Annotated in this window: 11 protein-coding genes; 2 read left to right on the top strand and 9 right to left on the bottom strand. The window is 51.6% G+C overall.

The features are described from left to right. Positions 1-82: 82 nt before the first annotated feature. The 7 genes from acpP to yceD form a co-directional block, all read right to left on the bottom strand. The gene (gene acpP / locus A1SC_RS19125) at positions 83-319 is read right to left on the bottom strand and encodes an acyl carrier protein (protein ID WP_000103754.1); all 237 of its coding nucleotides are present in this window, start codon (positions 317-319) and stop codon (positions 83-85) included. A gap of 210 nt (positions 320-529) precedes the next feature. Next, a complete protein-coding gene (fabG, locus tag A1SC_RS19130) occupies positions 530-1,264 on the bottom strand; it encodes a 3-oxoacyl-ACP reductase FabG (protein WP_001008542.1) in 735 nt (244 codons plus the stop codon). 12 nt (positions 1,265-1,276) lie between these two features. Continuing rightward, positions 1,277-2,206, bottom strand: a complete 930-nt coding sequence (gene fabD, locus A1SC_RS19135; protein WP_016261913.1) for an ACP S-malonyltransferase — start codon at positions 2,204-2,206, stop codon at positions 1,277-1,279. A 15-nt stretch (positions 2,207-2,221) separates the two neighbouring features. After that, entirely contained in the window at positions 2,222-3,175 is a 954-nt protein-coding gene (gene fabH / locus A1SC_RS19140; protein WP_000288127.1) for a beta-ketoacyl-ACP synthase III, read from the bottom strand. 67 nt (positions 3,176-3,242) lie between these two features. Beyond that, a complete protein-coding gene (gene plsX, locus A1SC_RS19145) occupies positions 3,243-4,313 on the bottom strand; it encodes a phosphate acyltransferase PlsX (protein ID WP_072024137.1) in 1,071 nt (356 codons plus the stop codon). A gap of 80 nt (positions 4,314-4,393) precedes the next feature. Beyond that, positions 4,394-4,567: a 50S ribosomal protein L32 gene (rpmF, locus tag A1SC_RS19150; protein WP_000290727.1), complete on the bottom strand. Its 174-nt coding sequence runs from the start codon at positions 4,565-4,567 to the stop codon at positions 4,394-4,396. A 51-nt stretch (positions 4,568-4,618) separates the two neighbouring features. After that, the gene (gene yceD, locus A1SC_RS19155) at positions 4,619-5,140 is read right to left on the bottom strand and encodes a 23S rRNA accumulation protein YceD (protein ID WP_001174477.1); all 522 of its coding nucleotides are present in this window, start codon (positions 5,138-5,140) and stop codon (positions 4,619-4,621) included. 198 nt (positions 5,141-5,338) lie between these two features. On the opposite strand from yceD, the gene yceF reads away from it, so the two are divergent. After that, a complete protein-coding gene (gene yceF / locus A1SC_RS19160; RefSeq protein WP_001516185.1) occupies positions 5,339-5,923 on the top strand; it encodes a 7-methyl-GTP pyrophosphatase in 585 nt (194 codons plus the stop codon). 111 nt (positions 5,924-6,034) lie between these two features. Here the strand turns inward: yceF and rluC are convergent, their stop codons facing one another. Further along, positions 6,035-6,994: a 23S rRNA pseudouridine(955/2504/2580) synthase RluC gene (rluC, locus tag A1SC_RS19165; RefSeq protein WP_024191859.1), complete on the bottom strand. Its 960-nt coding sequence runs from the start codon at positions 6,992-6,994 to the stop codon at positions 6,035-6,037. A gap of 572 nt (positions 6,995-7,566) precedes the next feature. Here rluC and rne point away from each other — a divergent pair. Beyond that, a complete protein-coding gene (rne, locus tag A1SC_RS19170) occupies positions 7,567-10,746 on the top strand; it encodes a ribonuclease E (protein ID WP_001516183.1) in 3,180 nt (1,059 codons plus the stop codon). A 196-nt stretch (positions 10,747-10,942) separates the two neighbouring features. Here rne and flgL read toward each other — a convergent pair whose 3' ends face one another. Beyond that, positions 10,943-11,896: a flagellar hook-associated protein FlgL gene (flgL, locus tag A1SC_RS19175; protein ID WP_001212793.1), complete on the bottom strand. Its 954-nt coding sequence runs from the start codon at positions 11,894-11,896 to the stop codon at positions 10,943-10,945. Between the last annotated feature and the right edge of the window lie 12 nt (positions 11,897-11,908).

Here is an 11,908-nt window from a genome sequence, read left to right as displayed (position 1 = left end):
CCTCCAGGGAGGGAAAAAAATGATTCTAGTGGGACAAAAAGATAAAACTCAGGCGGTCGAACGACCGCCTGGAGATGTTCACTTACGCCTGGTGGCCGTTGATGTAATCAATGGCAGCCTGAACGGTGGTGATTTTCTCAGCTTCTTCGTCCGGAATCTCAGTATCAAACTCTTCTTCCAGAGCCATTACCAGCTCAACGGTGTCAAGAGAATCCGCGCCCAGGTCTTCAACGAAAGAAGCATTGTTGGTAACTTCTTCCTGCTTAACGCCCAGCTGTTCGCCGATAATTTTCTTAACGCGTTCTTCGATAGTGCTCATACTCTTAAATTTCCTATCAAAACTCGCTTTCGCGATGGTTTTCGTAGTGTATAAAATGTTGAAAAATTTGCAACTAAATCCCGGCAGGTCTTACCACGATTTTACGCTATTTTGAGGCCATACCCCCCAACAACGCAAATCATTTTGCACTAATTATTACTCATAACCACGCAGACTGCGCGCAACATGAGCATTTTGTGCAATTCGCGGTCAGACCATGTACATCCCGCCGTTCACATGCAAAGTTTCACCCGTGATGTAAGCTGCTTCGTCGGATGCCAGGAATGCAACCGCGTTGGCGATTTCCTGTGCGCCGCCAAGGCGACCCGCAGGAACCTGCGCCAGGATACCCGCACGCTGGTCATCGCTCAGCGCACGTGTCATGTCCGTTTCAATAAAGCCCGGAGCAACAACGTTTACAGTAATACCGCGTGACGCAACTTCGCGCGCCAGTGATTTACTGAAGCCGATCAAGCCCGCTTTCGCCGCAGCGTAGTTGGCCTGACCGCCATTTCCCATGGTACCAACCACAGAACCGATAGTGATAATACGACCATGACGCTTTTTCATCATAGCGCGCATTACCGCTTTTGACAGACGGAAAACAGATGAAAGGTTGGTTTCGATAATATCGTTCCACTCATCATCTTTCATTCGCATTAACAGGTTATCACGAGTGATACCGGCATTATTGACCAGGATATCGACTTCACCAAATTCTGCGCGAATTTTTTCCAGAACAGATTCGATAGATGCCGGGTCGGTCACATTCAACATCAGACCTTTACCGTTAGCACCTAAATAATCACTGATCGCCTGAGCGCCGCTTTCACTGGTCGCAGTGCCGATAACTTTCGCACCACGGGCTGCGAGCGTTTCAGCAATTGCGCGGCCAATCCCACGGCTTGCACCGGTTACCAGTGCGATTTTTCCTTCAAAATTCATGATTTTCCTCTTTTAAAGCTCGAGCGCCGCTGCCATCGCTGAAGGTTCATTCAGCGCCGAGGCGGTCAGGGTGTCGACAATGCGTTTTGTCAGGCCAGTAAGCACTTTGCCCGGGCCGACTTCATAAAGATGTTCTACGCCTTGCGTTGCCATGTATTCAACGGACTTCGTCCACTGAACTGGGTTATAAAGCTGGCGCACCAGGGCATCACGGATGGCATCACCATTGGTTTCGCATTTCACATCAACGTTGTTCACAACCGGAACGGTTGGGGCGTTAAAAGTGATTTTTGCTAATTCAACAGCCAGCTTGTCGGCAGCCGGTTTCATCAACGCACAATGAGACGGAACGCTCACTGGCAACGGCAACGCACGTTTTGCGCCAGCAGCTTTACAGGCAGCACCTGCACGATCAACCGCTTCTTTATGACCGGCAATAACCACCTGGCCCGGAGAGTTGAAGTTTACCGGAGAAACCACCTGGCCTTCCGCTGCTTCTTCACAAGCCTTAGCAATAGACGCATCATCCAGACCGATGATTGCCGCCATTGCGCCAGTCCCTTCCGGTACAGCTTCCTGCATGAACTTGCCGCGCATCTCAACCAGACGCACCGCATCAGCAAAATCAATCACACCAGCACAAACCAGCGCGGAGTATTCGCCCAGGCTGTGACCAGCCATCATTGCTGGAGCTTTGCCGCCCTGCTGCTGCCATACGCGATACAGCGCAACAGATGCAGCTAACAGTGCTGGCTGGGTTTGCCAGGTTTTATTCAGTTCTTCGGCTGGCCCCTGCTGGGTCAGCGCCCACAGGTCGTAGCCCAGCGCTGCAGAAGCTTCAGCAAACGTTTCTTCAACAATGGGATAGCTCGCCGCCATATCAGCCAGCATTCCAACGGTTTGAGAACCCTGTCCAGGGAACACAAATGCAAATTGCGTCATCTTTAAATCCTTATCCTAGAAACGAACCAGCGCGGAGCCCCAGGTAAACCCACCGCCAAAGGCTTCAAGCAGGACCAACTGACCAGGCTTAATACGCCCATCGCGTACCGCTTCATCAAGTGCACAAGGCACAGAAGCAGCAGAGGTATTACCGTGGCGATCCAGAGTCACGACGACATTGTCCATCGACATGCCGAGTTTTTTCGCCGTTGCGCTGATAATACGCAGGTTCGCCTGATGCGGAACCAGCCAGTCCAGTTGAGAACGGTCAAGATTATTCGCCGCCAGCGTCTCATCAACGATGTGCGCAAGCTCAGTTACCGCGACCTTGAAGACTTCGTTGCCTGCCATAGTCAGATGAATTGAATTCTCTGGATTCACACGGTCAGCGTTAGGCAGCGTCAGCAATTCACCATAGCTGCCGTCGGCATGCAGATGGGTGGAGATAATTCCTGGCTCTTCAGAGGCGGCCAGCACCGCAGCGCCCGCACCATCACCAAAAATGATAATGGTTCCGCGATCTGTTGGATCGCAGGTGCGCGCCAGTACATCGGAACCGACGACCAGAGCATACTTCACCGCACCAGATTTCACATATTGATCAGCTACGCTCAGGGCGTAGGTGAAACCTGCACAGGCTGCGGCAACGTCAAACGCCGGGCAACCTTTAATGCCCAACATGCTTTGAATCTGACATGCTGCGCTCGGGAAGGCGTGCGTGGCAGAAGTCGTTGCCACAACAATCAGGCCAATCTGGTCTTTGTCGATCCCCGCCATTTCAATTGCACGTGTCGCCGCTTCGAAGCCCATGGTAGAAACGGTTTCGTTTGGTGCAGCAATATGACGTTCACGGATGCCAGTACGAGTAACAATCCACTCGTCAGAGGTATCCACCATTTTTTCCAGATCGGCGTTTGTCCGCACTTGTTCGGGCAGATAGCTGCCAGTACCAATAATCTTCGTATACATGTACGCTCAGTCACTTTTCGGTTATATACCGTCACTTGCAAACTGCGAGTTCGCTGGCAGCGTCCTGCTACCGCAGAGTTCCGCTTTTGCCACCGTCCAGCAGCTCAAAACCAGCTGGGTATACAGATTTCAGGCGAGCGGCAATTCGCTGAGGAACTTGTCGCTGCACCGCCTGCACTGCCTGTTCAATCGCGACCGCAAAAGCTCGCTGATTGGCCGCACCATGACTTTTTATCACCGTGCCGCGCAATCCTAACAGACAGGCGCCGTTATACTGGTCGGGGTTGAGGTGACTGAATCGCCTCGTCAGGCTCTTTTGTAGCCAACGCTTTAATAACAGTAGCCACCACGACCGTTTTTTCCCTTCTCCCTGGGATTTCAGCAGAGAAAGGAACATCCTGACAACACCTTCCATCGTCTTTAATGTGACATTTCCTGTAAAACCGTCACAGACCAACACATCTGTCTTGCCAGTTAATAACTCATTGGCTTCAAGATAGCCGATATAATTGACAGAAGGGATTGTTTTAAGCACAACTGAGGCGTCCCGAATACTGTCGAGACCCTTTACTTCTTCTTCACCAATATTGAGCAACGCCACGCGAGGGTTAGGGATTTCCACCACCTCTTCTGCCAAAACAGAGCCCATAATGGCGAATTGCACCAACATTGTGCTATCACAATCGACGTTGGCCCCTAAATCGAGAACCACCGTTTTGCCCTTTTGCTGATGCGGTAACACCGTCACCAACGCCGGACGCTCAATCCCCTCCAGGGGTTTGAGCAATAATTTTGCCAGTCCCATCAGCGCCCCGGTATTACCGGCACTGACACAGGCCTGCGCTCGCCCCTCTTTCACCAGTTCCAAAGCCACGCGCATTGAGCTACCACGACTGCCGCGGATAGCTTGCGAAGGCCGGGCATCACTGGCGATAACTGACTGCGCAGGGATAATCTGCAAACGCGAACGTTGTTCGAAGTCAGCTTTAGCAAGTAATGGCGTGATGGCGTCGGGATTACCGACTAAAAGAAGAGTGAGTTGCGAATTAGAGTTCAGTGCCTGCAAAGCTGCAGGCACTGTCACAGAAGGGCCAAAATCGCCCCCCATGACATCTAACGCCAGGGTTAGACGTGTCAAGGTATCGTCGCCGCCCGGTTTGGTCTTTCCCCAGTTACCTGGGGAAAATCCTCACTAAGCTTCATCACGCAGACGCGTGATTACTTAGCGATGACCTTGCGGCCGCGGTAGTAACCGTCGGCAGTGATGTGGTGACGCAGGTGTTTTTCACCAGAAGTTTTGTCTACAGACAGGCTGGTGACTGCGGTCAGCGCGTCATGGGAACGACGCATGCCACGTTTGGAACGGGTTGGTTTATTCTGTTGTACGGCCATGGACCTTACTCCTCAATTACGGTTTATCCCCGATCCAACGGGGAGCACCAATTACTTACGCTTTAAGCTGGCTAATACGGCAAATGGGTTTGGTTTTTGCGCTTCATCAGGCAATTCACCAAAGACCATGTCCGCTTCGGACACTTCACAGTGTTCAGAATCATGCACCGGAACTACCGGCAAGGCGAGGATGATTTCATCTTCAACCATTGCAAGCAGATCGATTTCACCGAATTCGTTAACCTCAATCGGTTCATACGTTTCCGGCAGTGCTTCAGCCTGTTCGTCTGAACGCACAGGACTAAAACAATACGTTGTGTAGACCTGATGAGAAAACGGCTTCCCGCAACGCTGACACTCGAGCGTTACCGTCACCTTCGCATCGCCGTTTAACACTGCGAGACGTTGGTTATCGATAGCGAACGACATGGAGCATTCCACATCACTGTCCACACTGACTACAGATTCAGCGACGCGCTCAACCTGATCAGGAGTATAAATACCCTGGTAATCAAGGCGTTTTTGAGCCGTACGAACCGGATCGAGAGTCAGGGGTAATTTTACCTTTTGCATAGGGCGCGCATATTAACTTTGTAACGTCATAGAGTCAAAGAAAAAGGCAGCCTGTGGTTGCCTTTTGCCAATAATTCGCACACATTGCGGGTTACTGCTTTATTTTCGTTCAGTGCTGACAACGAACATCAACCTGCAAAACGAAGCGCATAGTTTAAAATGGCTATCATCAATACGCTATATCTGATGGAAAAAAATATGTCTAAACTTATTTTAGCCTCCACCTCGCCCTGGCGCCGCGCTCTACTTGAAAAACTGCAAATCTCTTTCGAATGTGCCGCGCCGGAGGTCGACGAAACCCCGCATAGCGATGAATCACCTCGCCAACTGGTGCTTCGACTGGCGCAAGAAAAAGCGCAATCCTTAGCATCACGTTATCCAGATCATTTAATTATTGGTTCTGACCAGGTGTGTGTTCTTGACGGTGAAATCACCGGTAAACCGTTAACGGAAGAAAATGCGCGCCTGCAATTACGCAAAGCCAGCGGCAATATTGTCACCTTTTATACCGGGCTGGCATTGTATAATTCCGCCAACGGACATCTGCAAACAGAAGTGGAACCATTTGACGTCCATTTCCGTCATCTGAGCGAGGCGGAGATTGATAATTACGTGCGTAAGGAGCATCCCCTGCACTGTGCAGGTAGCTTTAAGAGTGAAGGCTTTGGCATTACGCTATTCGAGCGTTTAGAAGGGCGTGACCCTAACACGCTGGTTGGTTTGCCGCTTATTGCGCTCTGTCAGATGTTACGTCGGGAAGGGAAAAACCCGCTGATGGGATAATTTTATGGGCCGGACGCGTTTACGCCGCATCCGGCAATTGGTGCTGACTGCCTGATGCGGCGTAAACGCCTTATCAGGCCTACCGCCTACTATCTGATTTATATGCTCGCATTAACGCGTATTACGCAGTTTCTGCAAACAACGCTTCAAACCATCATCCATCGGCGCTTCGATACGCATCACCTCACCCGTTCCCGGATGGGTAAACTTCAACGCCGCGGCGTGCAGGAATAAACGATTTAATCCCGTTCCCGCTTCAGTGAGTTGTTTATCAAATTCGCGGTCGCCGTAACGATCATCAAAGGCAATCGGATGACCAGCGTATTGCGTATGCACACGGATCTGGTGTGTACGACCGGTCACCGGGCTACAACGCACCAGCGTGGCAAACGCATAGCGTTCTTCCACTTTGAAGCGCGTTTCTGACGGCTTACCCTCCTGGCTCACACGCACAATACGCTCACCGCTTTGCAGAATGTTTTTCAGCAACGGCGCTTGCACGCTTTTCACGTGTGACTGCCACTGACCGCGCACCAGCGCCAGGTAATCTTTTTGCATACCTTTTTCACGTAATTGCTCATGTAGAGAACGTAACGCCGAGCGTTTTTTCGCTACCAGCAGTACACCAGAGGTGTCCCGGTCGAGTCGATGCACCAGTTCAAGGAACCGCGCTTCGGGGCGCAACGCCCTCAGTCCTTCAATAACGCCGAAACTTAAACCACTGCCGCCATGTACTGCTGTGCCAGACGGTTTATTCAACACCAGGATATGATCATCTTCATATAAGATGACATCCGCCAGCGCAGCGACTTTTTGCAGATGCGGCGAAACCGCGTCTTCTTCCCGTTCAGCAACGCGAACCGGCGGAATACGCACTTCATCGCCAGCTTCGAGTTTATATTCAGGCTTAATACGTTTTTTGTTCACCCGTACTTCGCCTTTACGCAAAATACGGTAGATCATACTTTTTGGTACGCCTTTCAATTGGGTACGCAAAAAGTTGTCGATACGTTGCCCCGCTTCATCAGCGGTAATAGCAACAATTTTTACGGATGGAGTCTCTGTTTTCATGGTGGGCGATTCTAAATAGCCAGCAGGATTCGCGCCACTCATTTTTCTATGCTTATATTTAGTTCTGCACCTTATTACTTCCCAGCGCAATCACTTAATTGCTGGTTATTAAACCAATCACCAGCAAGAAGTGAAAAAACTGTGAGTAAGTGGGTGATAAATGGTAAAAGTCATCTTGCTATAACAAGGCTTGCAGTGGAATAATGAGAACGTTTCCGTGTCCAACCTTGTTAAAACAAGAAATTTTACGGAATAACCCATTTTGCCCGACCGATCATCAACGCAGCAATGGCGTAAGACGTATTGATCTTTCAGGCAGTTAGCGGGCTGCGGGTTGCAGTCCTTACCGGTAGATGGAAATATTTCTGGAGAGTAATACCCAGTCTGTTTCTCTGATAATTGCGCTGTTTTTCCGCATGAAAAACGGGCAACCGACACTCTGCGCCTCTTTGAGCTGACGATAACCGTGAGGTTGGCGACGCGACTAGACACGAGGCCATCGGTTCACACCCGGAAAGGCGTTACTTTGCCCGCAGCTTAGTCGTCAATGTAAGAATAATGAGTAAGTTACGATGAAAAGAATGTTAATCAACGCAACTCAGCAGGAAGAGTTGCGCGTTGCCCTTGTAGATGGGCAGCGTCTGTATGATCTGGATATCGAAAGTCCAGGGCATGAACAGAAAAAGGCGAACATCTACAAAGGTAAAATCACCCGCATTGAACCGAGTCTGGAAGCTGCTTTTGTTGATTACGGCGCTGAACGTCACGGTTTCCTCCCACTAAAAGAAATTGCCCGCGAATATTTCCCTGCTAACTACAGTGCTCATGGCCGCCCCAACATTAAAGATGTGTTGCGTGAAGGTCAGGAGGTCATTGTTCAGATCGATAAAGAAGAGCGCGGTAACAAAGGCGCAGCACTGACCACCTTTATCAGCCTGGCGGGTAGCTATCTGGTTCTGATGCCGAACAACCCGCGCGCGGGTGGCATTTCTCGCCGTATCGAAGGCGACGACCGTACCGAATTAAAAGAAGCACTGGCAAGCCTTGAACTGCCTGAAGGCATGGGGCTTATCGTGCGTACTGCTGGCGTCGGCAAATCTGCCGAGGCGCTCCAGTGGGATCTGAGCTTCCGTCTGAAACACTGGGAAGCGATCAAAAAAGCCGCTGAAAGCCGCCCTGCTCCGTTCCTGATTCACCAGGAAAGCAACGTTATCGTTCGCGCTTTCCGCGACTACCTGCGTCAGGACATAGGTGAAATCCTTATTGATAACCCGAAAGTGCTCGAACTGGCGCGTCAGCATATCGCCGCGTTGGGCCGCCCGGATTTCAGCAGCAAAATCAAACTGTACACGGGTGAAATTCCACTGTTCAGCCACTACCAGATTGAATCGCAGATCGAGTCCGCTTTCCAGCGTGAAGTTCGTCTGCCGTCCGGTGGTTCTATTGTTATCGACAGCACCGAAGCGTTAACCGCCATCGACATCAACTCCGCACGCGCAACCCGCGGCGGTGATATCGAAGAAACCGCGTTTAACACTAACCTGGAAGCTGCTGATGAGATTGCTCGTCAGTTGCGTCTGCGTGACCTCGGCGGCCTGATTGTTATCGACTTTATTGACATGACGCCAGTACGCCACCAGCGTGCGGTAGAAAACCGTCTGCGTGAAGCGGTGCGTCAGGATCGTGCGCGTATTCAAATCAGCCATATTTCTCGCTTCGGCCTGCTCGAGATGTCCCGTCAGCGCCTTAGCCCATCGCTGGGTGAATCCAGCCATCACGTCTGCCCGCGTTGCTCCGGTACTGGCACCGTGCGTGACAACGAATCCCTGTCGCTCTCTATTCTGCGTCTGATTGAAGAAGAAGCCCTGAAAGAGAACACTCAGGAAGTCCACGCTATTGTTCCTGTCCCCATTGCTTCTTACCTGCTGAACGAAAAACGTTCTGCGGTGAATGCAATTGAAACCCGTCAGGACGGCGTGCGCTGCGTGATTGTACCAAACGATCAGATGGAAACTCCGCACTACCACGTACTGCGCGTGCGTAAAGGAGAAGAGACGCCGACCTTAAGCTACATGCTGCCAAAACTGCATGAAGAAGCGATGGCATTACCTTCTGAGGAAGAATTCCCTGAACGTAAACGCCCGGAACAACCTGCACTGGCAACCTTCGCCATGCCGGATGTTCCACCAGCGCCAACCCCGGCTGAAACTGTAGCACCAGCAGCAGCCCCAGCACCGAAAGCTGCGCCGACAACGCCTGCTGCTCCAGCACAACCAGGCCTGTTGAGCCGTCTTTTCAACGCACTGAAATCGTTGTTCAGCGGCGGCGAAGAAACCAAACCGGCCGAGCAACCCGCGTCGAAAGCAGAAGCAAAACCGGAGCGCCAACAGGATCGCCGTAAGCCTCGCCAGAACAACCGCCGTGACCGTAATGAACGCCGCGATACACGTAGTGAGCGTACAGAGGGCAGCGATAATCGCGAAGAAAACCGTCGTAATCGTCGCCAGGCACAGCAGCAGACTGCCGAGGCTCGTGAGAACCGTCAGCAGACCGATGTAACTGAAAAAGCACGCACCACTGACGAGCAGCAAGCACCGCGTCGTGAACGTAGCCGTCGCCGTAACGACGATAAACGTCAGGTGCAACAAGAAGCTAAAGCGCTGAATGTTGAAGAGCCATCTGTTCAGGAAACCGACCAGGAAGAACGTGTACGTCCGGTTCAACCACGTCGTAAACAGCGTCAACTGAACCAAAAAGTGCGTTACGAGCAAAGCGTTGCTGAAGAAGTTGTAGTCGCACCGGTGGTTGAAGAAACCGTCGCTGCCGAGCCTGTTATGCAGGAAACGCCTGCCCAGCGAACTGAACTGGTAAAAGTTCCGCTGCCTGTGGTTGCGCAAACTGCGCCGGAACAGCAAGAAGAGAACAATGCCGATAACCGTGACAACGGTGGCATGCCACGTCGTTCTCGTCGTTCGCCTCGTCACCTGCGCGTAAGTGGCCAGCGTCGTCGCCGCTATCGTGACGAGCGTTATCCGGTTCAGTCACCAATGCCGTTAACTGTAGCGTGCGCATCTCCGGAACTGGCCTCTGGCAAAGTCTGGATCCGCTACCCGGTTGTACGTCCGCAAGATGTACAGGTTGAAGAACAACGCGAGCAGGAAGAAGTACAGGTTCAGCCGATGGTGACTGAAGTCCCTGTCGCCGCCGCTGTGGAGCCAGTCATTGCCGCGCCGGTTGTTGAAGAAGTAACTGAAGTCGTAGAAGCACCTGTTCAGGTTGCCGAACCGCAAGTGGTTGAAACGACGCATCCTGAAGTGATTGCCGCTGCAGTAACTGAACAGCCGCAGGTGATTGCCGAAGCTGATGTTGCCGTAGCGCAGGAAGTTGCAGAGCACGCAGAACCAGTGGTTGAACCGCAGGAAGAGACGGCTGATATTGAAGAAGTTGCCGAAACTGCCGAGGTTGTGATTGCCGAACCTGAAGTCGTTGCTCAACCTGCCGCGCCTGTGGTCGCTGAAGTTGCAGCAGAGGTTGAAACAGTAGCCCCTGTTGAAGCCGAGGTAGTCGTAGAGCATAACCACGCTACCGCGCCGATGACACGTGCTCCGGCACCGGAATATGTTCCGGAAGCGCCGCGCCACAGTGATTGGCAGCGTCCAGCCTTTGCCTTCGAAGGTAAAGGTGCCGCAGGTGGTCATACGGCGACGCATCATGCCTCTGCCGCCCCTGCGCGTCCGCAACCTGTTGAGTAATCATTAACTCAAAGCGATCAAGCCCTGGCAACCGCCGGGGCTTTTTTTATTTCAGTTATGAATCAATATATTCAACTTCACCCAATGGTATTCTTGCCAGCCACACTCAAAAATAAGGCAAAAAAAATGCCCGCTCAGGCGATCCCAGAGCGGGCAGACAAAACATACCCAGTTTCATGATATGTTTGAAAAGTGCTTATTTATTGAGCTGAAAAAGCGATAATCCTTGCATATCAGTAAACGCTTTGTACGACGCCTGCAACGCCGTTTGCTGCATGATGTAAGATGAAATCGTCGCGTTCCAGTCCACATCAACCAAATCACTCATCTGCTGCGTCTGACCTAAAGCGCGATCGCTACCTAATGAATCCAGCGACTCCAGTTCGTTCAACTGTGTGCCTAATTCCGCACGTACGGTGAGCACATTATTCAGCGAGTTTTTCAGGCCACGGTTAGTTTTATCTAATGCCGCAGCAGCGGTTTCTTTATCCGCTTCACTATCTGCAACCGGTGTTTTCAGCGCAGCGATGGCGCTATCCAGCATAGCAAAAAGGCTGGTTTCAGAATCGCTACCATCTGGTTCCGCTACCGCATTACTGGTAATGCTATTAAAAATTTTGTCGCCGGTATGCCCTATCACCATCGAACGCGAAGCATCAACCTGTTGCTTAATACTTTCAGTTCCGCCGACATATTCACCTTTCGCTTCGCTAAACGGTGCGGATTCGGTTTTATAACCAGCAAAAATGTAGCGCCCGTTACCGTCAGTGGTATTCGCCAGATTCAACAACTGGTCGCGGAGTCCCTGAATATCCGTGGCTAACGATGCCCGATCATCGTCACTTAACGTGCCGTTGCTGGCGTAGACAATTTTTTCCTGGGCGTTCTGGATTGCCGTAGTAACCTGGCTAAGCACACTCTCTTCCAGCGACACTTTTTGCGTCGCGAAAGTACGCGCCAGCGTGTACTGACTGTTTTGCGCCTGCGCTTGTGAGAGCACGACAGCTTGTGATGCAGCAATGGGATCGTCAGAAGGGTTAACAACTCGCTTACCCGTCGACATCTGTTCGCCATACTTCATCCATTCCGCCTGGGAACTGGTGATACCGCGCATATTTTGCTGGTACATCATCTGGGTACTGAAACGCATTTTTTCTCTCCC

The sequence above is a fragment of the Escherichia sp. KTE52 genome (genome assembly GCF_000408325.1).
In the GTDB taxonomy this organism is placed as follows: Bacteria; Pseudomonadota; Gammaproteobacteria; order Enterobacterales; family Enterobacteriaceae; genus Escherichia; species Escherichia marmotae.
The sequence above is the reverse complement of the archived record's forward strand: the minus strand, read 5'-3'. Positions and strand labels throughout refer to the sequence as shown.